Source organism: Pseudomonas sp. MIL9, assembly GCF_016887925.1.
GTDB lineage: Bacteria > Pseudomonadota > Gammaproteobacteria > Pseudomonadales > Pseudomonadaceae > Aquipseudomonas > Aquipseudomonas mohnii.
In genome coordinates, this window is the sequence record NZ_JAFEHE010000004.1 from 228,323 (window position 1) to 250,840 (window position 22,518).

A 22,518-nucleotide genomic window follows, 5' to 3' on the forward strand; every position below is an offset into this window, starting at 1 on the left:
AGCAGAGCAATGCAGCAACTCAATCCTTCCGAAATAAGTGAAATTATCAAGGGCCGCATCGACAAACTCGATGTGACCTCCCAAGCCCGTAACGAAGGCACTGTCGTCAGCGTATCTGACGGTATCGTGCGGATTCACGGTCTGGCCGACGTTATGTCCGGCGAGATGATCGAGTTTCCGGGCGGCGTCTACGGTATGGCCCTCAACCTGGAGCAAGACTCTGTAGGTGCCGTTATTTTGGGCGCATACCAGTCTCTGGCTGAAGGCATGAGCGCCAAGTGCACAGGCCGCATCCTGGAAGTTCCGGTTGGTAAGGAACTGCTGGGTCGCGTAGTCGATGCACTGGGTAACCCGGTTGACGGTAAAGGTCCGCTGAACAACACCCAGACCGATGCGGTCGAGAAAGTTGCTCCAGGCGTGATCTGGCGTAAGTCGGTAGACCAGCCTGTACAGACTGGCTACAAGGCTGTCGATGCCATGATCCCTGTCGGCCGTGGCCAGCGTGAGCTGATCATCGGTGACCGTCAGATCGGTAAAACCGCTCTGGCGATCGACGCGATCATCAACCAGAAAGACAGCGGCATTTTCTGCGTCTACGTAGCCATCGGTCAGAAGCAATCGACCATCGCCAACGTGGTTCGCAAGCTGGAAGAAAACGGCGCACTGAAAAACACGATCATCGTGGCTGCAAGTGCTTCGGAATCTCCTGCGTTGCAATACCTGGCACCGTACGCCGGTTGCACCATGGGTGAATTCTTCCGCGACCGCGGTGAAGACGCGCTGATCGTTTATGACGATCTGTCCAAGCAGGCAGTGGCTTATCGCCAGATTTCCCTGCTGCTGCGCCGTCCACCAGGCCGTGAAGCTTACCCAGGTGACGTGTTCTATCTCCACTCCCGTCTGCTGGAGCGCGCATCCCGCGTTTCGGAAGAGTATGTAGAGAAGTTCACCAACGGCGCAGTGACCGGCAAAACCGGTTCCCTGACCGCACTGCCGATCATCGAAACCCAGGCTGGCGACGTTTCCGCGTTTGTTCCGACCAACGTGATTTCCATCACCGACGGTCAGATCTTCCTGGAATCAGCCATGTTCAACTCGGGCATCCGCCCTGCAGTGAACGCCGGTGTTTCGGTATCCCGTGTGGGTGGTGCCGCTCAGACCAAGATCATCAAGAAGCTGTCCGGTGGTATCCGTACCGCTCTGGCTCAGTACCGTGAACTGGCGGCATTCGCCCAGTTCGCTTCTGACCTGGACGAAGCGACCCGTAAGCAACTTGAGCATGGTCAGCGCGTTACCGAGCTGATGAAGCAGAAGCAATACGCGCCAATGTCGATCGCCGACATGTCGCTGTCGCTGTATGCCGCTGAGCGTGGGTTCCTGACTGACGTCGAAATCACCAAAGTCGGCAGCTTCGAGCAAGCGCTGATTGCTTACTTCAACCGCGATCACGCCGACCTCATGGCGAAGATCAACGTGAAGGGTGACTTCAATGACGAAATCGATGGCGGCCTGAAAGCCGGTATCGAGAAGTTCAAGGCCACCCAAACCTGGTAAGCCGCAGCGGGAGCCGCAAGGCTCCCGCTTGCTAACCTGATAGGTGTTACATGGCAGGCGCAAAAGAGATTCGCAGTAAGATTGCGAGCATCAAAAGCACGCAAAAAATTACCAGCGCCATGGAAAAAGTGGCGGTCAGCAAAATGCGCAGGGCACAAATGCGCATGGCTGCTACCCGTCCTTATGCGGAGCGCATCCGCCAGGTTATTGGTCATCTGGCCAACGCTAACCCGGAGTATCGCCACCCGTTCATGATCGACCGTGAAGTAAAGCGCGTCGGTTATGTCGTCGTGAGCAGTGACCGTGGTCTGTGTGGTGGCTTGAACACCAACCTGTTCAAGGCTTTGGTCAAGGACATGGCGGTAAACCGCGAAAACGGTGTCGAGATCGATCTGTGTGTGATTGGTAGCAAGGGTGCGGCTTTCTTCCGCAACTTCGGCGGTAACGTCGTTGCAGCTATCAGCCACTTGGGTGAAGAGCCGTCGATCAATGATCTGATCGGCAGCGTCAAGGTGATGCTGGATGCTTATCTGGACGGCCGTATTGACCGTTTGTCCGTGGTATCCAACAAGTTCATCAACACCATGACACAACACCCTACCGTGGAGCAGTTGGTTCCGCTGGTGGCAACCCCGGATCAAGCACTCAAGCACCACTGGGACTATCTCTACGAACCTGATGCCAAAGAGCTGCTTGACGGCTTGATGGTGCGTTACGTGGAGGCGCAGGTGTACCAGGCGGTGGTCGAGAACAACGCAGCTGAACAAGCTGCGCGGATGATCGCGATGAAGAACGCTACCGACAACGCCGGTGATTTGATCAGCGAATTGCAGCTGGTCTACAACAAGGCGCGTCAGGCTGCGATCACCCAAGAGATCTCGGAAATCGTCGGCGGCGCTGCCGCGGTTTAACGGTTCAAATTTTCAGAGGATCCAGCTATGAGTAGCGGACGTATCGTTCAAATCATCGGCGCCGTTATCGACGTGGAATTTCCACGCGACAGCGTACCGAGCATCTACAACGCGCTGAAGGTACAAGGCGCGGAAACTACCCTGGAAGTCCAGCAGCAGCTGGGTGACGGCGTAGTTCGTACCATTGCGATGGGAACCACCGAAGGCTTGAAGCGCGGTCTAAACGTTGTCGATTCCGGCGCTGCCATCTCCGTACCGGTCGGTAAAGCGACCCTGGGCCGGATCATGGACGTTCTGGGCAACCCGATCGACGAAGCTGGCCCGATCGACACCGAAGAGCGCTGGGGTATTCACCGCGCTGCTCCATCCTTCGCAGAACAAGCAGGCGGCAACGACCTGCTGGAAACCGGTATCAAGGTTATCGACCTGGTTTGCCCGTTCGCCAAGGGCGGTAAAGTCGGTCTGTTCGGTGGTGCCGGTGTAGGCAAAACCGTAAACATGATGGAACTGATCCGTAACATCGCCATCGAGCACAGCGGTTATTCCGTGTTCGCCGGTGTGGGTGAGCGTACTCGTGAGGGTAACGACTTCTACCACGAGATGAAGGACTCCAACGTTCTGGACAAAGTGGCACTGGTTTACGGTCAGATGAACGAGCCGCCGGGAAACCGTCTGCGCGTAGCACTGACCGGCCTGACCATGGCCGAGAAGTTCCGTGACGAAGGTAACGACGTTCTGCTGTTCGTCGACAACATCTATCGTTACACCCTGGCCGGTACTGAAGTATCCGCACTGCTGGGCCGTATGCCTTCCGCAGTAGGTTACCAGCCGACCCTGGCTGAAGAGATGGGCGTGCTGCAAGAGCGCATCACTTCGACCAAACAAGGTTCGATTACTTCGATCCAGGCCGTATACGTACCTGCGGACGACTTGACTGACCCGTCCCCAGCGACCACCTTCGCCCACTTGGACGCCACCGTCGTTCTGTCCCGTGATATCGCTTCCCTGGGTATCTACCCAGCGGTAGACCCACTGGACTCGACTTCGCGTCAGCTGGATCCGAACGTGATCGGCAACGACCACTACGATACCGCTCGTGGTGTTCAGTACGTTCTGCAGCGCTACAAAGAACTGAAGGACATCATTGCGATCCTGGGTATGGACGAGCTGTCGGAAGCCGACAAGCAGTTGGTAAACCGTGCTCGTAAGATCCAGCGTTTCTTGTCGCAGCCGTTCTTCGTGGCTGAAGTCTTCACCGGTGCTTCGGGTAAATACGTTTCCCTGAAAGACACCATTGCTGGCTTCAAAGGCATCCTCAACGGTGACTACGACCACCTGCCAGAACAAGCGTTCTACATGGTTGGCGGCATCGAAGAAGCGATCGAGAAAGCCAAGAAACTGTAATCCCGGCGCCCGGCAACGGGCGCTAATTTAGGTTGAGGCAATCAGATGGCTATGACAGTCCATTGCGATATCGTCAGCGCGGAAGGGGAAATTTTTTCCGGTCTGGTCGAGATGGTGATTGCGCACGGTGCACTGGGTGATCTTGGTATCGCTCTGGGTCACGCGCCGCTGATCACTAACTTGAAGCCAGGCCCGATCCGCCTGGTCAAGCAGGGCGGGGAAGAGGAGGTGTATTACATCTCCGGTGGTTTCCTCGAGGTTCAGCCGAACATGGTCAAGGTCCTTGCCGATACTGTGCAACGTGCTGCCGACCTGGACGAAGCCGCCGCTAAGGAAGCCGTTAAGGCTGCCGAGAAGGCATTGCATGAGCGTGGCGCGGAATTCGATTACGGTTCTGCTTCCGCACGTCTGGCCGAGGCTGCAGCTCAGCTGCGCACCGTCCAGCAGATCCGCAAGAAGTTCGGCCACTAAGGCCTCGCTTGTTGTGTGATTGATCAAAAAGGGTAGCCTCGGCTACCCTTTTTTCTTTTCTGATGTTCACCATTATGGTCGCAGCCGCTGACCACCCAGGATTGGTAGCCAGTCATGTCTCTTGAAATCGTTATTCTCGCCGCCGGTCAAGGCACGCGTATGCGCTCGGCGTTGCCGAAAGTTCTGCACCCGATCGCTGGCAACTCGATGCTCGGCCATGTTATCCACAGCGCCCGGCAACTTGATCCACAACGCATTCACGTGGTGATTGGCCATGGAGCCGACGCGGTGCGTGAGCGTCTGGCTGCTGATGACCTGAATTTCGTTCTTCAGGACAAACAACTCGGCACAGGCCATGCCGTGGCCCAAGCGGTCCCTTTCATCAAATCCGACACCGTGCTGATTCTTTATGGTGATGTGCCACTGATTGAAGTGGAAACCCTGCAACGACTGCTCCAGAAGGTCGGGCCGCAGCAGCTGGGCCTGCTCACCGTGAACCTGGACGATCCGACCGGTTATGGCCGCATCGTGCGTGACGCGGCGGGCAACGTTACCGCTATCGTTGAGCAGAAGGACGCCACTGAAGCCCAGCGCGCAATCACTGAAGGCAATACGGGCATTCTGGCCCTTCCCTTCGAAAGCCTGGGTGGCTGGATGAGCCGACTGTCCAACAACAATGCCCAAGGCGAGTATTACCTCACGGACGTTATCGCCATGGCGGTGAGCGACGGATTGGTGGTGGCGACTGAGCAACCTCAAGATGCTATGGAAGTGCAGGGCGCGAATGACCGCAAACAGCTGTCTGAACTTGAGCGTCACTATCAGCTGCGTGCCGGTCGTCGTTTGATGGCCCAGGGTGTGACGCTGCGAGACCCTGCTCGTTTCGACGTCCGAGGTGAAGTCAGCGTCGGCCGTGACGTGTTGATCGATATCAACGTGATTCTCGAAGGCAAGGTCGTCATTGAAGACGACGTGGTGATCGGCCCTAACTGCGTGATCAAGGACAGCACCTTGCGCAAAGGCGTGGTGATCAAGGCCAATAGCCATATCGAAGGCGCGATTCTGGGTGAAGGCAGCGATGCGGGTCCATTCGCACGTTTGCGCCCAGGTACGGTGCTGGAAGCTCGCGCGCATGTGGGTAACTTTGTTGAACTGAAAAACGCCCACTTGGGCGAAGGCGCCAAGGCCGGACACCTGACTTACCTGGGGGATGCCGAGGTCGGCGCGCGTACCAATATCGGCGCCGGCACCATCACCTGCAATTACGATGGCGCCAACAAGTGGAAAACCGTGTTGGGCGAAGATGTGTTCATCGGTTCCAACAATTCGCTGGTCGCGCCTGTGGATATCTCTTCCGGTGCAACCACTGCGGCCGGTTCGACCATTACGCAGAATGTGGATAACGCGCAGTTGGCGGTGGGCCGTGCGCGCCAGAAGAATATCGATGGCTGGAAGCGGCCCGAGAAAATCAAGAAAAGCTAAGTTATCCACAGCTCGCTGAAATCTAAGGATCGCAGCCTGCTTCAGCTTCTACAGAGCAATATAAATATTCTGTAGACGTTGAAGCAGACTGCGATCCTTTGTGTTTTATCCACAGATAAATTTTCTTTGCACAGCTTGACGAAGTTTCGCCGATAGGTTTTGATTGGTTACGTTATCTTTCGAAACGAAATTTACTGAATTATGTCGAAGCGCAATACACCTCAGCGTCGCCACAACATCCTTGCCTTACTCAATGAGCAAGGCGAAGTCAGTGTGGATGAGTTGGCCAAACGCTTCGAAACCTCCGAAGTTACGATTCGCAAGGATCTGGCAGCCCTTGAAAGCAACGGTCTGCTGCTTCGCCGTTATGGCGGAGCGATCACCATGCCCCAAGAGCTAGTGGCCGATATCGGTCAGCCGGTCTCCAAATATAAACAGGCCATTGCCCGCGCTGCGGTGACACGAATCCGCGAACATGCGCGGATCATCATCGACAGCGGCAGCACTACCGCTGCGATGATCCCGGAACTCGGTCAACAACCGGGCCTGGTGGTGATGACCAACTCACTGCATGTGGCCAATGCCTTGAGCGAACTCGAGCATGAGCCGGTGCTGCTGATGACCGGCGGGACCTGGGATCCGCATTCCGAGTCCTTTCAGGGTCAGGTTGCCGAGCAGGTATTACGCTCTTACGACTTCGATCAGCTGTTCATCGGAGCTGATGGCATCGACCTGGTCCGCGGTACAACCACCTTCAATGAATTACTTGGGCTGAGCCGGGTCATGGCTGAAGTCGCCCGGGAAGTGGTTGTCATGGTGGAGGCCGACAAAATCGGTCGCAGAATTCCCAATCTGGAACTGCCCTGGAGCAGTGTTCATACCCTTATTACCGATGATCGCCTGCCGCTTGAGGCACGGGATCAGATTCAGGCGCGCGGCATCACGTTGATATGCGCCGCTATCAGTCAGGAGAAATAGCATGTGTGGAATTGTCGGCGCAGTCGCAGAACGTAATATCACCGCCATCCTGGTCGAAGGCCTGAAGCGTCTGGAATACCGTGGGTACGACAGTGCCGGCGTGGCGGTCTACACCAACGACGCAAAACTCGAACGCCTGCGTCGTCCGGGTAAAGTCAGCGAGTTGGAACAGGCGTTGGCTGAAGCACCATTGATGGGGCGTCTGGGTATTGCCCATACCCGTTGGGCGACACACGGTGCGCCGTGCGAGCGCAACGCGCATCCGCATTTTTCCGGTGACCTGGCGGTGGTGCACAACGGTATCATCGAAAACCACGAAGCCCTGCGTGAACAACTCAAATCCCTGGGTTACGTGTTCACGTCGGACACCGATACCGAGGTCATCGCGCACCTGCTGGATCACAAACTCAAGGACCTGCACGACCTGACCGTCGCGCTCAAGGCAACGGTCAAAGAACTGCACGGTGCCTACGGCCTGGCAGTGATCAGCGCTCGCCAGCCAGATCGCCTGGTCGCTGCGCGTAGCGGGAGCCCGCTGGTGATCGGCCTGGGTCTTGGTGAAAACTTCCTGGCGTCCGACCAGTTGGCACTGCGCCAGGTCACTGACCGCTTCATGTACCTGGAAGAAGGCGATATCGCCGAAATTCGTCGCGACAGCGTGCAGATCTGGGACGTTGACGGCAAGGCGGTCGAGCGCGAAACCGTGCAGTACCGTGATGGCGCAGAAGCGGCCGATAAAGGTGAGTTTCGCCATTTCATGCTCAAGGAAATCCACGAGCAACCGGCCGTAGTACAGCGCACCCTGGAGGGGCGTTTGAGTCAGACTCAGGTCCTGGTGCAGGCATTCGGTCCACAAGCGGCCGAGTTGTTCGCCAAAGTTCGCAACGTCCAGATTGTCGCTTGTGGCACCAGTTATCACGCTGGCATGGTCGCTCGTTACTGGCTCGAAGAGCTGGCCGGTATTCCGTGCCAGGTCGAAGTGGCCAGTGAGTTCCGCTACCGCAAAGTAGTGGTGCAGCCGGACACGCTATTCGTGACCATCTCCCAATCCGGCGAAACCGCCGACACCCTGGCCGCGCTGCGCAACGCCAAGGAATTGGGGTTCCTCGCCAGCCTGGCAATCTGCAACGTCGGCATCAGCTCGCTGGTACGTGAATCCGATCTGACCTTGCTGACACAGGCCGGCCGCGAAATCGGCGTGGCCTCGACCAAAGCCTTCACCACGCAATTGGTCGGTTTGCTGTTGTTGACTCTTTCTCTGGGGCAGGTTCGCGGCACGCTGGCCAAAGGCGTTGAAGCAACGCTGGTCGAAGAGTTGCGTCGCTTGCCAACCCGTCTCGGTGAAGCGCTGGCCATGGATAGCACCGTGGAGAAAATCGCTGAGTTGTTCGCCGAGAAAAATCACACCCTGTTCCTCGGGCGTGGTGCGCAATTCCCGGTAGCAATGGAAGGGGCGCTCAAGCTCAAGGAGATTTCCTACATTCACGCCGAAGCCTACCCGGCTGGCGAGCTGAAGCATGGTCCGTTGGCGCTTGTGGATAACGACATGCCAGTCGTGACCGTGGCGCCGAACAACGAGCTGCTGGAAAAGCTGAAGTCCAACCTTCAGGAAGTCCGCGCCCGTGGTGGCGAGCTGATCGTCTTCGCTGATGAACAGGCAGGCATGACCAATGGTGAAGGCACGCACGTCGTGCACATGCCACACATCCACGACATCCTGTCGCCGATCCTCTACACCATCCCGCTGCAGCTACTGTCGTACTACGTGGCCGTGCTGAAAGGCACCGACGTTGACCAGCCACGCAACCTGGCGAAGTCGGTGACGGTGGAATAAGTTATCCACAACTGATCGAGCCCTTTGGTTTCTAACAATAAAGATTGACACAAAACAATAAAGATTGACACGACGCAACATAGATTGACACAAGGCCGAAACCCCCGTATCTACGGGGGTTTCCATTTTTGGGCTGAGCCGTCGGTCTAGATTCTCCGCTTCTTCCCGCTCCGGGAGTAGGCTAAAGAGCGCTGTACCATCGGCAGATGGTGGACGATTTTTTCCTATAACTATTTTCAGGGCGAGGAGAGGCGGTCCCGGCGGACGAAGGAGGTAGCATTGCGCGGTCGTAGGTTTTCGTCTGAGACAGATATTCAGCGGCATATTACGAATGGATTCGGTAGCGGTGCTGGTGCCAGTTATCTGCCCTGGCTGCGCGTCCAAGACGTGCCTTCCAGAGGACGCTCCCATAAGATCCAAGGTGTGAAGATCGATCGCCTCCATCACCTCTTTTCTGACCTAGAACGCGCCTATTTTTTGGTATGTGAATTTTCGGAAGATGTTGTGGATATACGCGAGCAGTATCCATTGCTGCCGCGAGAAAGTGCTCAAGCAATCGCTAGCTCTATCGGAGTGCGATACCCCAGGTATCCGAAGACAGTGCTTCCTTACGTCATGACCACGGATTTTTTATTAACAATAAAAAAGCCCGATGGCAGCTTTAAATCCGTAGCACGAACAATCAAATACCGCAGCGACCTCGAAGGCAAACAAGCCAGGAGAACGTTGGAAAAACTTGAGATCGAAAAGCGTTTCTGGGCTGGTCAACACGTTGATTGGGCCATTGTCACTGAAGAAATGTTCAGTCCCGATTTGATCAAAAACTTAGGCTTGCTCAGGAAATTCGCTCAGCTGCCGCGCGCTTTGGTAGAGCCCTCATTACATTCAGATTTTCTGGAGCACTTAGCTAGCTGCCGTCCATACCCTTGGAGTACTGCTGAAAGTCTGCGAAAGATTGCCGCACGTTTATTTATCTCCTATCAAGATTCTCGGGCTTTATATCATCACCTGATATGGTCCAAGTCGATCAACGTAGATTTGGTTGGTACTCCCATTCAAATGACTGCACTACTACCAACCTTTGAAATCATCGAAAACCCAATAAAAATTTCACTGGCGGCGGAGGGCTTATCATGAAAGTCCAAGTCAATGATATTTTTGAACCGGTCACTGAGTTTTCCGTCGTGCCTGGTATCGTTAGGGTCTTGTATCTCAGTGAGCGATACGATGCGGTAGTTTTGATCCAATTAACGGACCCGCCACGCCAACCGATTGGTTTGGGCTTGGAAGAGCTTCGCGGCTCTGTCATAGCAGGCGATACGAAGCCATCCAAGGTTGTTACGCCTGAGTTTCTCTTAGTGCTAGAGGATGACCTGGATGAGAAAAAGAAGCGGGAAAGGGATGAAAAGTGGAACATCATCGCTCCCCTGATCGACTCAGATTACCCAGGTCAGATATTTGCTCCCGATGAGATGGGGCGAATGGTGGGCGCTAGAGCTGTTGAGCTTGGCATGCAGCGCAAGAGTATCTATCGACTTCTGTACCGTTACTGGATCAATGGCCAGGTTCGAAATGCGCTCTTGAAAAACTACGCGGGCGTCGGAGTTCCTGAGCGCAAGTATGATCCCGCAAAACCGCCCGGCAGAAAACCACGATACCAAGGTATTGCCGTTTCGCCGACCAAGCTTATTGATGCCGTGGATAAGCGCTGTATCCGTGTCGGTTACTCGTTATTCGTGGGGGATAAGACTTCTACGATAACCAGCGCCTATGTCGAGATGCTTAGAAGGTTCTACACAGCGAAAGACCTTTCGAAAAATCCAGAATCGGGTGGTCGCCTCCTACCCGATTCGGAAATTCCTTCCTTCAGGCAGTTCGATTATTGGGGAAAGCAATATTTCGACGAAGTTGAAACTGAACGCGGGCGTAAGGGAATGCGGAAGTGGCTAAAAGATTGCCGCCCCCTTTCTGGAACCGTGCGTGACTGGCTTCGTGGCCCCTGCCATCAGTTTGAGATCGATGCCACCATTGCTGACATTTATCTCGTGAACGGCTACTCCAGGCGGATGCTCATTGGACGGCCGGTGGTGTACGTCGTCATCGATAGCTTCTCCGGCATGATCGTCGGTCTCTACATCGGGTTGGAGGGGCCGAGCTGGAACGGAGCCAGGCAAGCGCTGTTCAACGCTTTCACTTCGAAGGTTCAGTTTTGCGCTACCAACGGGGTCACAATCGATCCCGAAGAATGGGCCTGTCACCACCTCCCGCATCACATCTACGCTGATCGAGGCGAGATGTTGGGGAAAGCAGCTGAAGGTCTTGCCACTGGCCTGAATATCGAGCTGGGAATCGCTCCGCCTTACCGGCCGGACTGGAAGTCGATGGTGGAGAGTCGGTTCGGTATCCTGAACGATTTGACGGGCATCAGGTGGCTACCAGGTGGCGTAGCGGCCAGGGAGAAGGAGCGTGGCGAGCGAGATTACCGACTCGACGCGACGCTGAGCATGAAAGAGTTCACTAAGATCATCATCCAGTGCGTCCTTCACTATAACCGCTTCAACCGGCAGCCCGACAGGCTCACTCAAGAGATGATGAACGACGGTGTCGACCCGACGCCGGTAGGTATTTGGACTTGGGCGTTGGAAAATGGCCACGTCGAACCAAACAATCATCCCGACGAGCTGGTCTATCTCCATTTGCTTCCGCGCGAGCAAGCAACGGTGCAAAAGGGTGGTGTGCTATTCCGAGGGATGCACTATGTCTGTGATGTAGCGATCGAGAACAACTGGTTTGCGAAAGCCCGTAGCCGCGGGGTTTGGTCTATAGAGTGTTGGTATGATCCAAATTCCGCGGCACATATTTGGATCCGGGGCGACAACAAACAGTTCATCCGTTGCGATTTGCGTAAGTCCGATCACAAGTATGCTGATTATCGATCCGATGAAATTTTCGACCTGCTCGAAGCTTACCGCCAGGCTCCACCGGCTCATAAGCGCGCTGAGTTGGAGAGTCGGATTTCGCTTCTAGAGGAGGTTAATCAAATCGTCAGTGGTGCGATGGCTGAGCGAAAAGAAGAGCCAGTCCCTGCGACCAAGGCCGAGATGATTGGAAATATTCGTGAGAACCGCGCTGTTGAACGCCTCAAGGAGCGGGAGACCGCCCATGTGCCAGAGGGTGTGAGGATTGACCCGCCTGGGCAAAAGGCAGAGACCGCCCCAGAACGCTCGGAGAACTTTGCCGGCCCTCGCAGCGCTCAGGTCATCGATATGCTCAAACGACTCCGCCCAGGACAAAACTAATGAAAGGCGCCCAAGTTTTCGCAAGCTACACCAAGCAGGCGATAGCGGACTACGCGGGAAATCCGCTCATCGAAGCGCTGCCACCTATCTTCTCAGAAGAGGTAGCAATCCAACTGATCTCGAATTTTCCCCGTCCTGTTGATCCAGAAGAGCTCGCCCTTGACCGTTCGACTCGGATCCACTGTATCGACCGGTTGAGGACGGTGGTTCAGCCTCTGTTGGTCCATATTGATCTGGAGTCCGTATTTTCATTGCTGGTTCGACGAGGGTACGTCGGACGCAACCCGACCTCTCCAGACACTGTCAGACATCTACACTCGCTTTCGGGTGCACAGCGCTACCACGATGGATTCAAGTCGACTGCCGAAACGTTCAGTCTGGTTGGCCTTAGTGGCATTGGGAAGTCCACCGCCCTTGAAGCCATTTTGAGTCTCTACCCTCAAACGATCCGACACGAGCGTTATGAAGGAAAGCAGTTCGTTCATACCCAGATCACCTGGCTCAAGCTTGACTGCCCCCGAGATGGGTCACTGGCAGGCTTCTGTCAGCAATTCTTCTATGCTGTCGGGCGAGCGTTAGGCGATGAGGATTACTACAAGCGGTATCGGTCTCGGAACATCAATGACTCGTTGCAACAAATGGAGCAGGTTGCGAGTACATTTTTCATCGGAGCTCTGCTGATCGACGAACTTCAGAACCTGCACCTGGCGAAAACTGGGGGCAAGGACAACATGCTGAATTTCTTCCTCCATCTAGTGAACAACATTGGCATTCCCGTGGTGTTCATCGGGACAAATTCCATGATCAGCCTATTTTCGGACGTCATGCGTAACGCACGGCGTTGCTGCGGCGTAGGGGTTCTCGAATTTAAACGCTTTGAGAAGGACGATGACGAGTGGCGAATGCTCGTTGAAAACCTCTGGAGCTATCAGTGGTACCAGCAGAAAGTCGAACTGACCGAAGAAGTGTTTGATGCATTGTATGAACATACCCAAGGCGTCACCGACTTTTTGGTGAAGCTTTTGGTGCTCAGCCAGAGGTATGCGATCCAGAGTGGTTCGGAATGCGTCACCGTCGAGACAATCGCGCTGGTGAGTAACACCAAGATGCAAATATTGAAGCCAGCATTGTCCGCCCTGCGAAGCCGAGATCCGAAACGGATGCGGCAGTTCGACGATTTGCTTCCGATTGAAGACCAACTGAGCGACATGATGGCGTTCGATGGTTTGGCTCGGCCGGAGCGACTGGCGTTGCTGCGCAGTGTCAGCAGTCGTAGCGACAATAGCGTCCAAAAGCCTAATGTGGCGCCCGTTAACCCAGTCAAATCGCAGCCTCCTGCGGCGGTGGCGGTTGAGACATCAGAGGCAAAGGCGCTAAGCGAAAGTGAAGACTCCGTTGAGGTGTTGAAGAGCGCCGGTTGGATAAACAGCGATCTATTTGAATTCTCTCCGTTGTATCGGAAGGGGTGAATAAAAGGTGACGAAATGGGGCCAAAATTCCATTTCTTTCCGGCCGTGTTTCACGATGAGACGCTTCACAGCGTCCTTTCAAGATATGCCCGGCTCTGTGGCGTACGTAGCTGCAGAGCCGTTTTCGATGGAGCACAGTCCGCAAACTTCTTCTCGCAGAACGTGGCTTTCCCATGTCGACTAGCTGATCTTGCCGAGACACTGCCGTGTGGCACAGGCCTATCGCTAGCTGAGGTGATAAAGCACCATACGCTGCTGCCCTACTACGAACCTTTTTTGACCCAGCGACAGGTGGACGACGCCAATACCTTGATGGCGGGTAACGGCGAAGGGTTGATGCTAAGGTTGGGGTTAATCGCGAGTCGACTCGAGTTCGCTTCGAGAGTGCGATTTTGCTTCGACTGTATCGACCAGGACGTGGCCTGTGTGGGAGCAGCGTACTGGCACCGTGTGCATCAGCTTCCAGGCGTTTTGATCTGTCCCCACCATGGAACCCCGTTGAAGTTCCTTGATTACCGCTGGTTGAGCCGAAATTCTCGAAGAATGCACTTACCGGACGATGAGGACGTTCAGTCTCACTCCATTTCGTTAGACATCCCTCAAAATCTACAAAGTGCTCTGCACGAAATAGCGCAGCGTTCGATGCAGGTGCTTGAGACCGATGTTCCTCCATTATGTCCTGATGCGATTCGATCAGTGTTTCTGGATAGCGCTATTGCCTTGGAAATGACTTCTGACACTGGTCGGCTGCACTTAGGCAGATTGGCGCGGCACATGTCTGCGTTCTTTGAGGCTCTCCCCTCCTCAGGGGAGTACTCGATACTGAAACAATCGTCTGCGGATATACCGGCGGCCTGGGTTGTGAAGCTTTTGCGTAAGCCGAGGGGCACCCATCATCCGCTGAAATTCATCCTGCTGGCCTGCGCGCTGAAGGTCGACATGGAAAGGATACTGCGGCAGAACGGGCCTATTACCGAGTCGCTTAATCGAACAGCCAATACCGAAACTCCTGGTGTACGAGATGCCAACGGATCTCCAACCAGTCGCTCAAGCACCATTGAGTATATGAGTGAGGCATCTGAAACGATCTGGAGGCTGGCGCTCTCGGGGGCTGACGCGAAGACCATAGCGTCAGTAACAAGGAACTCGATTCCATGCGTCTACCGAATGATACGCGCGATTTCGGATGGACCTGACCGATGGAAAGAGGCGAGGCTTTCGAAACAGCTGGGTGATAGGAGGACTCGATTTGAGGGGGATTACAGAGCTCGCCTAGCTCATGAGTGTCGAGATTATGTGTGGCTTCATCGAAACGATCGGCAATGGCTGTCTGAGCGCACACAAGAGCCAGGTAAAGCCCACAGACCGCGCAGACAGCAAGCAGAAAGATTCAAAGACCTCGACCTTAACCTTGCCAATGAAGTGGTTCAATGCGCTGAAATGTTACGAACGCTTCCAGGTAAACCTGTCCGTATCTCACGGACAAAAATAGGCAGAGAGCTTCATGTGTTATCTAGGTTTGAAAAGCAGCTCAACAAGCTGCCGCGCTGTGCGGCTGCACTGGCGGCCGAATGCGAAACCCTGGATGCATTCCATAGGAGGCGTTTGAGCTGGGCCGAGCGTAAGCTAAAACTAGACGGCAAACCAATTACTCAATCATCGATATATCGAACAGCGTGTATCAGAAAACCGCGCACAGGGGGACTGCATTCTGATTCTAGTATGGATATTGCTCTGTAACGCCGTCGCCAGAAGCCCCGTCAATGAGCAACGCGTAGATTCGCTGTGTGAGTTTTTGGCGAAGCAATACATGAAGGGTATTTATATGTGTTCGGTATTATATTATGACACCGAATAAAAAACGGCGGATTTTTTAAAGTAGTAGTTGGTGGCTGTTCGCTACTGTGTTGCGCTCATAAAAATCCTTGCCTGGGTACAGGGTGATATGTGATAAAAGTACTTCCTTCACAGGATTCGCGTCCTACCAGAACCCACGCTAAAAAATCGGCTACTCATGTCCAGCATTCTTTTTTTTCCAATATCGATGCCAGATGAGACACTGTTATCTCGTATTACGAGGTACCATTTTTTGTCTGGAAACAAAACAGAGGCAGAAACGTTTCGTGACCTTTTTGGCGTTGCCCCATTTCAACTTTCGATTATACCAAAGCAATTAGGGAACCTTGCGTCTCGATTACCTGGAGTTAAAGAAAGCAACTTTAATGAATTGCTTGAAATTAATACTTATTTTCCTGCATACAAACCTTTTATAGGGTTGTCAAAAGACCCATCTAAGGAACTGGACAGAGTTTTGTCAGATGTTGCCCGAGTGCCTAGGTGGGAGGGTACAAAAAATAGCAGAGCCAAAATTTGCTTAGCCTGTGTGCAGGCTGACCTCATAGAGTCAGGTTACGCATATTGGCACCGAGCTCATCATGTACCGGGCGTTACGGCCTGCTGGCGGCATGGCGAGGAACTTCTTCAATCTTGTCCGAATTGTTCTCACCCTTTCTTTCGTAGAAACAAGTTATTACCTAATTTAACCGAAGATTGTGTTTGTGGGTGGAACGCTATTAAACCTGCGAACCGTTTACTAGCCTCATCTGAAGAACGAGAGTACGCAGTTTTTGTAAATGATATTCTGCAACGCAATCTGCCATCGGTGGATTATAAGATTTTGGCTGCCTGTTATCGACGTCAAGCAAAGAAGCGTGGGTTTGTTCATGGGAATCTGATTGGCACTGCTAAATTATTTAGCAGTATTCGTGATAAGTTTGGCGATGATACTATTTCGAAAATTGACCTAGCATACGCAGCCGGTATCCGACGTCAATGGATTCGGCTATCGACAACAAGAGGTCAAATCGATATGCCGCTGGCGCGGCATCTTCTAATATCTCTACATCTATTTGGTAGTGCAGAAAAATTTGAGAAATGCTTGGCAGAAGAGTCTCTACTTACTAGCTCGGCAAACCCGACGGTTCGTCTAAAAGAGAAAGCTTTGCCAGAAAGTAAAAAAAAGGCTTATCGAGAAAAAATCTCAATACTACTTGAGGTTAAGCCAGGTATTGGTATGGACTATCTTTGGGTCAATGCTTATCAAGTAACACGCTGGCTCAACGAAAACGATAAAGACTGGTTATTGAGTGAAATTACAAGGGACGTAAAGCAGAAGAACAGTGTCGAGTCGGTGGTGAGCGATGAGGACGAAAAATACGCAACTATTCTTAAAGAAGGCGTTGAGAATTTGTACCGCATCGCCCAAAAACAGGTTCGAGTAAATATCGGTAACATGCTTGCACTTTTGCCGCGAAAAGTAAGTAGGGAGCGTGCGACTCGTAAGTCTTTTCCGTTGGTGTCAGAACAACTTGAGCTTCATCTAGAATCTCTTTGGCATTTCCGGTTACGGAGAATGATATGGACGATGTCGGAGATCGCGAGGCTTAAGTTACCCCCAAACAGCTCCAGCTTAAAATTATTGACTACAGTACCTCATGTGGCTTGCCAAGCTCTCATAAATCACTTCGAGTGGGATTTAGACAACATGGTTAAGGAAGGTATTGATGGTGAAGTTATGCTTAGAAATACCGGCGTCTCGCGGCAATGGGAAGGGCCACCAGGTTATGATATTCCCATGGGTGGCAATGCATACATGGAGATGATCGCGTCCAATTCAAAGCTCTAGTAGATATTTTTATGGAATGGCACAGTACTGCTGTGGATCCGATGATCTCTGAGGCGTATTGCTGGGCAGTGGATGTCACTATTTATACCGACGCCAATTGCATATCGACGGGGCATTGGACGCGCCGATATCGCCCCACTCAATGCCGCAGACGTCAGCATTCATGACGCCCCGGCTTCACTCCCATTTGCACCGATCCCGAAGTGGGATTCAAGCATGGGCAATGGTATGACGTCGGTAACTGGCGTAAGCCACTCCAGCCGGCGACACCACCGATCGAAATAGTGGTGTTCAGTGAGGCGAGAGATACGTAGAGCTGTAGGTCTTGAAAACGTGAACCCGCGATCAGAGGTATCGCGGGGTGAATCAGACCATAGCGACCGGGCTAAGCATCAGCTTTCGAGGAGATGAGTCAAATTTTGCGTGCTGTTCATCGCGTTTAGACTAGGCGCTTTACGCGCAGCTATGCTGACTGGTGTGATTGATTATTCGACTCGATTTTTGAGGTGAGTCGGAGGGACGAATGAATCTGGCGGGCCTAGTCGAACTGCTTTCCGGTGGCGAAAGATTACCTGGATGTGAGCTAGCTCATTCAGACGCCGTGGCTCTGGTCGGATTTTACTTCCCTGGACGCGCCTATTGCCTAGTCGCTGATTGGACAGTGGTTGATATAGCGGTCTCCCCCCGTCAGTTAAAGGCCGTTGTGAGAAGAGGAGTCACTCCCACTTTGGTCAACGCTTTATGTGTTATCCACGATAGCAAAGGACGTTTCCCTCGCGGTCATTGGGTAAGAACTTCATTGGGGGTTTCGTTCACCCATGATTGCCTGTTCGAGACAAAAAACACCGTTTATGTGTTGATGGGACCCGGTCGAAGGGTACGAACAGACCTGGACGTCGCGCAGAGCCTGTACTGAAAGTCACTGGTGCGCAATGTGGCAGTCATCGACGTTCAGCGTTTTAGGTTTCGTCCGCCTCAGCCATCCCTATATTTTTCCGGTGCTTACCAAGACATAGTGTTGGCCACGTATCAGCAATCGCCCCCTAGAACCTGGCTGTATAAGGGGTGGCCTGTCTACTTCAGAGGAGCCGAGCGGCGTGCTTGCTATAATTCAAACGAATGATTCACACTCCCAGAATCCATCGGCGATGGCGGTGGTTTTCTAAGGTTAAGCGCAAATTCTAGCGGAGTGGCAACACATGACCATGCCCTGCGAGCGTACCCGGAGTATCGTCCAAACAGGCGAGTTCTTGCGTGAGCTGTCCAGAGATCAGACCCTCCCAGAATCTGTTCGTCAGCAGGCAAAACGCCTCCTGCGGCATTACCCAGAACCATGGGTGATCTTTGGGATCGGCTCCTTCGAAGAGTTGCTTCAAACAAAGGATCCGAGCGATCCAACGCGAGAGTTCGCGATAGTGGTCCACACTCCCCAGTTGAGCTCCAGCACTGACGGATAAGGTTGGAAAAACTTCCTCAGACTGAGTCTATGATAGAGACCATGGTCTGTGGCAATCCGAGATGGTGCTGTCCGCGCTTCAACGCTCCGACCCTCGTGTTGATGAACGGTATAGATCATTATGCTGTATGTATGTACAGTTAATGGGTTCTTACGGTCTTACTCATTGCCTAAGTGTTGAAGCCCTTGGGCGGTGTCACGTGCCGAGATAAGCCCTGAAGTTTGTTGGGTAAGGTGTTATTTTCAGTGATTCCATATTGATACTATCGGAACGGAATTCGACCTATGATCACACTGAAAACTGCCATTATTCACAGCTTCAAGAAGCTGGCCAAGACCAGCTATATCTCCGAGGTGGTCAAGAAGGATGTGGCGCTCGATACTGAAAATCCTGCGTTGCATTTTCTGGTCAATGGCATCCACGGCCTCATCGGCAAAGAAGGCAACAGCGTGGTCTATGGACAGTTTGCCAATGATGACCGTCAGGGGCCGTTTCCAGAGCGCTTCACCGCGTTCGTAGAAGTACAAGATGATAAAGCGCAATTTATCGACTTGACCCACTTGGCAATGGACCAACTGGTGGAGCAAGCCGGTAATCAAGTCTTGTCGACTGGTGGACACATCCTTTGCGCCCAGTACACCTCGGGCGCAACCGACTTTTTCCTGGTCGCCAGCATGAAGGAGCGCGGTGGTATTCAGCTGGACGAAAACTATGTGCCGAAGGAAATTCAAGAAGTCGATCTCAACAAGGTTCAGCAGGCCGCCAGGATCAACTTGGCTAGCTTCGTGGCCATAAAGGCTATGGCTGCTGCGGCCGCTGCTGCGCCTGAGCAGAATGAGGATGACGCGGAGGATGAAGTGGATTCAACCTACCTGTGCTTCATCAGCCGCGGCCGTGATAGTCAGGCATCTGACTATTTCATTTCTGCACTGGGTTGTGCGAAAGGAGTGGCCTCCGGACGCGCTACCAAAAATGCCATTGATAACATTGCCCGGTTTTTTCGCGACAACAAAGCGTTAAAAAGCTTTGGTTATAAGGCCAAAGAGGCGGTGATCAAATATCTGGAGGAGCAGTTGGCCGCAGGCAAGTCCGCGCGCCTGGACGCCATCTGCCACGTCGCTGTCGCACACGTACCCGCTGACTTAGTGGATGAAATCGTTGGGTTGAAGGATATTTGAATAGTGAGAAACATAAGGTGCCGGACGACTTTACGGTCAATGCGAAATCGCTGAAAGAGAAGACCCGTATCAAGGGGGACGCTGCTAACTGGTCGTTGCAATTCGAGCGTGGAGCGTTAGGTAAGGATCCGGCCGCAGACGTTTACTATGATGAGGGGCGGAAGAAGTTGACCCTGTCCAATCTGACTGCCGAACTGGTTGGTGTGATCGAGAAAGAATTGCTGGCTAGGGCTGGCTAAAAATGTTTTCCAATGTGGTAGCTCTCTACCGTGCCCTCGGAGCGCCCACCATTGAGGATGGGGTCATCCGCTATGAGGGGAGGCCAACGCCCGACATTATCGGTGCGTTGCGAATGTGTGATGACCTGCCCGCAGCCTATGGCAAGTTCGAGCATTGCTCTGAAGAAGCTGACTCTCTCGATATTGAGTTTCGCTTGCCATCGAACGAGTCGGGCCGGTTCTACCCGAACTTAGGCGAGTTTGTCGCTCGCAATGGCTCATTGGGCAAGGGCCAATTTCCGAGTAACGTGTACATTGTTGAGCTCAGTTGGGCGGATAGTGATGACACCGAACCTTCGGCGATTAAGGCGCTCAGGCGCGTCTGCCGGCTGATCGAGCTGCTTGCACTGCTAGCGATCGGCGTCGACAAAGACAGCAGTCCAGATGGTTATAACCTGTTTTTTGCCTTGCCTCCTGATGGGGCTAAGCCTCCGAGAACTTTTCTGTTGCCTACCCAGGTTGACGTCAAGGTTCTTGACTATGAGCTCAACCACCTGAGCTTGTTGGAAGAAATACTCAATCGAAAAAACGAAAACAAGGCGCACCTCTCCGAACGAAAATTGATGATTCGGATGGCGGTGGCGAGCGTCATCGAGAAGTTTGAGAGCGAGCCGAATCTGTTCTTGGTGATCGTGCGGGAGTGGCGGGAGGTCCTCGCCACGTACCGTGCGAATCTGCAAACCTACGTCTATAGCTTCTCGTTTGAGAGAGCCCGGCGCGAGGTGGCCCAGGCTGAAATCGACTATGGCACTAAGCTTAGCGGGGTACTGGGCGACATCGCGGGCAAGATGCTTGCCCTGCCGATATCGTTGGCGGGTCTGGTTGTGCTGGAGAAAACAACCTCAAAATTCGAAGGTTTTATTCTTGTCCTTGGGCTGGCAGTGGTCTCTGTGGTTCTGCTTGCGATCTTGCACAATCAAATGCTGCAAACAGAGCGCCTGCTACACAGTTTCAATGTCATCTTCGATGATTTTAAGGACAAGATAAAAACCTATCCCCCAAAACTTCAGGGCTTGCTCAGGATCACCATCGACCAGGTCGACAAGCAGGGCCGAACGCTAACTGGGACCTTTCGCTTGCTGAAGGGGCTGTCCTTGCTGCCAATCGTCGGGGCTTTGCTGCTGGCCTCGATAAAATACTGGGACGATTTCGTATGGCTATTGATGACCATCCTATCGGTCGTGTTTTCCGCGCTCAACGTAGTCCCGAACTTTCTCAGCCCGTAAAGGCTTTGCCTCATTTCTATGGAAAATTTTAAGGTGAAATTGGATTAGTAAGTTCAAACTGTTGAATAATGATCCACGCTGTCTTCAATTGCTCGAGGAAAAAATTTATGCTCGCAACAAACAGGTGGCGGCTGAGCACGCAGCATCCTCAACGGAGCTGGAGCGTGCGGCGGTTTTCATAAAGGCAGCGCTTTGCGGGAAATCTGGCTTATCCCTCGGCCACGTCGTTTTCAATCGTTCAGTGATAAACGTTAAGAGAGGAAAACCCACCATTTGAAACTCCTGAGGCCATCACAGTTGGCGGTCAGCAGGAGGTTGCCACGTAGTCTACGTATTGAAGGTCCCGCGTCTTACATTAGCGACGAGAAATCCCAGATGAGCGATGAACTGAATGAGGAGGATATGCGCTTGGCGCTATTCGGCTCCCCAAAACAATCCGACCCCGTAGTACTCGCAAAGCCGCAGCCGAGTCCAACGTCCCGACTAAACTCTAAACCGCTATCACCGAAGCTGAGGGTGACACTGCATGTTACCAAGGACTTCGAAGGCGACGTGAGCGTATTCATTTATGATGCGAACACGCTGAGTACTCTTGTCGCGGAACAAGATGCAAAAAATGAAGCTAAAAAGAAGAAATTCAAATATTTCGATGTGGTCTCGGTCAAACCCATCCAGTAACTATCGTATCGTTAAAGAACGTGCTTCATTACACTGCTCTTGCTCCCTATGCAATACCACTGACCAGCCAGTTGTTTTCTTGCAGACATTCGTTTGCATGTAACTTGACCAGTATGCGCCGTAATAGGGACTGGCTGATAAAGTCCAAAAGAAACAACTCCAGCAGTATTAAAAAATACTCGGTTTTTTGAACAAGCGGATGGGAAACCTCCACAACACTACATCCTGAATATTTCCGCTATCGCTGTCTCATTTTGGTTAGCGGCGAGCGCCTTCCGGGTACAGCTATTGCCGCATCCCAACTTGACCGCGGTCACTGCTTGAATCATATAAGGCTGTGTGATGGTCAGATTGGTCAGGTGAGCCAAAAATATAAACAATCTCGGTTCGACTTCGCTGTGACGATGCATCGAGAACTGGTTTCAGCTCCTGAGCATGCGCACTTTCAGGTGTTGATTCGTGCTGCTGGTTAAGAGTACTCCTGAGAAAAGCCCTAGTAAAGGTAGAGCCACCCATCGGTTGGGGGCATGCCGAAAAAGTTAATTTTGAAAAAACAGGCGAACATTACAGAATTGTAATTGTTCAATCATCTCCCCGTTATCTTCAAATTGCAA

General features: G+C 53.0%; 16 protein-coding genes and 2 pseudogenes. All 18 read left to right on the plus strand.

The features are described from left to right. Positions 1-9: 9 nt before the first annotated feature. The 18 genes and pseudogenes from atpA (at position 10) to JQF37_RS05610 (ending at position 21,904) form a co-directional block, all read left to right on the plus strand. Entirely contained in the window at positions 10-1,554 is a 1,545-nt protein-coding gene (atpA, locus tag JQF37_RS05540) for a F0F1 ATP synthase subunit alpha (RefSeq protein ID WP_008018366.1), read from the plus strand. Between the two features lie 50 nt (positions 1,555-1,604). After that, positions 1,605-2,465: a F0F1 ATP synthase subunit gamma gene (atpG, locus tag JQF37_RS05545; RefSeq protein ID WP_090326929.1), complete on the plus strand. Its 861-nt coding sequence runs from the start codon at positions 1,605-1,607 to the stop codon at positions 2,463-2,465. Between the two features lie 27 nt (positions 2,466-2,492). Continuing rightward, entirely contained in the window at positions 2,493-3,869 is a 1,377-nt protein-coding gene (gene atpD, locus JQF37_RS05550; protein WP_130210944.1) for a F0F1 ATP synthase subunit beta, read from the plus strand. 45 nt (positions 3,870-3,914) lie between these two features. Beyond that, positions 3,915-4,340 carry a F0F1 ATP synthase subunit epsilon gene (locus JQF37_RS05555; RefSeq protein WP_130210943.1) on the plus strand — a complete coding sequence of 142 codons (426 nt, stop codon included), beginning with the start codon at positions 3,915-3,917 and terminating at the stop codon, positions 4,338-4,340. Between the two features lie 114 nt (positions 4,341-4,454). Continuing rightward, positions 4,455-5,822 (plus strand): bifunctional UDP-N-acetylglucosamine diphosphorylase/glucosamine-1-phosphate N-acetyltransferase GlmU, encoded by a 1,368-nt coding sequence (glmU, locus tag JQF37_RS05560; RefSeq protein ID WP_130210942.1) that lies wholly within the window; start codon positions 4,455-4,457, stop codon positions 5,820-5,822. A 198-nt stretch (positions 5,823-6,020) separates the two neighbouring features. Further along, positions 6,021-6,800, plus strand: coding sequence for a DeoR family transcriptional regulator (locus JQF37_RS05565; protein ID WP_189340492.1), 780 nt, complete (start codon positions 6,021-6,023; stop codon positions 6,798-6,800). A 1-nt stretch (position 6,801) separates the two neighbouring features. Further along, positions 6,802-8,634, plus strand: coding sequence for a glutamine--fructose-6-phosphate transaminase (isomerizing) (gene glmS, locus JQF37_RS05570; RefSeq protein WP_130210940.1), 1,833 nt, complete (start codon positions 6,802-6,804; stop codon positions 8,632-8,634). A 279-nt stretch (positions 8,635-8,913) separates the two neighbouring features. Next, complete coding sequence (locus JQF37_RS05575) at positions 8,914-9,771, plus strand: TnsA endonuclease N-terminal domain-containing protein (protein ID WP_017341694.1); 858 nt, start codon at positions 8,914-8,916, stop codon at positions 9,769-9,771. Next, positions 9,768-11,933 (plus strand): Mu transposase C-terminal domain-containing protein, encoded by a 2,166-nt coding sequence (locus JQF37_RS05580; RefSeq protein WP_017341693.1) that lies wholly within the window; start codon positions 9,768-9,770, stop codon positions 11,931-11,933. The genes JQF37_RS05575 and JQF37_RS05580 overlap by 4 nt, the downstream gene beginning before the upstream one ends. Further along, positions 11,933-13,402, plus strand: a complete 1,470-nt coding sequence (locus tag JQF37_RS05585) for an ATP-binding protein (RefSeq protein WP_204149562.1) — start codon at positions 11,933-11,935, stop codon at positions 13,400-13,402. The genes JQF37_RS05580 and JQF37_RS05585 overlap by 1 nt, the downstream gene beginning before the upstream one ends. A 15-nt stretch (positions 13,403-13,417) precedes the next feature. After that, a pseudogene (locus tag JQF37_RS31785) lies at positions 13,418-13,891 on the plus strand (TniQ family protein); the annotation flags it as partial. A gap of 9 nt (positions 13,892-13,900) precedes the next feature. Then, entirely contained in the window at positions 13,901-15,142 is a 1,242-nt protein-coding gene (locus tag JQF37_RS05590; RefSeq protein ID WP_331458990.1) for a TnsD family Tn7-like transposition protein, read from the plus strand. Positions 15,143-15,416: 274 nt separating this feature from the next. Beyond that, complete coding sequence (locus JQF37_RS05595; RefSeq protein ID WP_204149563.1) at positions 15,417-17,087, plus strand: TnsD family Tn7-like transposition protein; 1,671 nt, start codon at positions 15,417-15,419, stop codon at positions 17,085-17,087. A gap of 1,199 nt (positions 17,088-18,286) precedes the next feature. Then, a pseudogene (locus tag JQF37_RS31790) lies at positions 18,287-18,418 on the plus strand (BPSL0761 family protein); the annotation flags it as partial. 410 nt (positions 18,419-18,828) lie between these two features. Then, positions 18,829-19,722: a nucleoid-associated protein gene (locus tag JQF37_RS05600; RefSeq protein WP_017341688.1), complete on the plus strand. Its 894-nt coding sequence runs from the start codon at positions 18,829-18,831 to the stop codon at positions 19,720-19,722. After that, positions 19,719-19,961: a nucleoid-associated protein gene (locus tag JQF37_RS31680; protein ID WP_017341687.1), complete on the plus strand. Its 243-nt coding sequence runs from the start codon at positions 19,719-19,721 to the stop codon at positions 19,959-19,961. Before JQF37_RS05600 ends, JQF37_RS31680 begins: the two co-directional genes overlap by 4 nt. Positions 19,962-19,963: 2 nt before the next feature. Next, entirely contained in the window at positions 19,964-21,226 is a 1,263-nt protein-coding gene (locus JQF37_RS05605; protein WP_017341686.1) for a hypothetical protein, read from the plus strand. 375 nt (positions 21,227-21,601) lie between these two features. Next, positions 21,602-21,904 (plus strand): hypothetical protein, encoded by a 303-nt coding sequence (locus JQF37_RS05610; protein ID WP_017341685.1) that lies wholly within the window; start codon positions 21,602-21,604, stop codon positions 21,902-21,904. Positions 21,905-22,518 lie beyond the last annotated feature (614 nt).

Bases quoted from the DNA above. Each gene is read 5' to 3' on its own strand.
- atpA (WP_008018366.1), top strand. From the start codon at position 10: ATGCAGCAACTCAATCCTTCCGAAATAAGTGAAATTATCAAGGGCCGC.
- atpG (WP_090326929.1), top strand. From the start codon at position 1,605: ATGGCAGGCGCAAAAGAGATTCGCAGTAAGATTGCGAGCATCAAAAGC.
- atpD (WP_130210944.1), top strand. From the start codon at position 2,493: ATGAGTAGCGGACGTATCGTTCAAATCATCGGCGCCGTTATCGACGTG.
- JQF37_RS05555 (WP_130210943.1), top strand. From the start codon at position 3,915: ATGGCTATGACAGTCCATTGCGATATCGTCAGCGCGGAAGGGGAAATT.
- glmU (WP_130210942.1), top strand. From the start codon at position 4,455: ATGTCTCTTGAAATCGTTATTCTCGCCGCCGGTCAAGGCACGCGTATG.
- glmS (WP_130210940.1), top strand. From the start codon at position 6,802: ATGTGTGGAATTGTCGGCGCAGTCGCAGAACGTAATATCACCGCCATC.
- JQF37_RS05580 (WP_017341693.1), top strand. From the start codon at position 9,768: ATGAAAGTCCAAGTCAATGATATTTTTGAACCGGTCACTGAGTTTTCC.
- JQF37_RS05585 (WP_204149562.1), top strand. From the start codon at position 11,933: ATGAAAGGCGCCCAAGTTTTCGCAAGCTACACCAAGCAGGCGATAGCG.
- JQF37_RS05595 (WP_204149563.1), top strand. From the start codon at position 15,417: ATGTCCAGCATTCTTTTTTTTCCAATATCGATGCCAGATGAGACACTG.
- JQF37_RS05600 (WP_017341688.1), top strand. From the start codon at position 18,829: ATGATCACACTGAAAACTGCCATTATTCACAGCTTCAAGAAGCTGGCC.
- JQF37_RS05605 (WP_017341686.1), top strand. From the start codon at position 19,964: ATGTTTTCCAATGTGGTAGCTCTCTACCGTGCCCTCGGAGCGCCCACC.
- JQF37_RS05610 (WP_017341685.1), top strand. From the start codon at position 21,602: ATGAGCGATGAACTGAATGAGGAGGATATGCGCTTGGCGCTATTCGGC.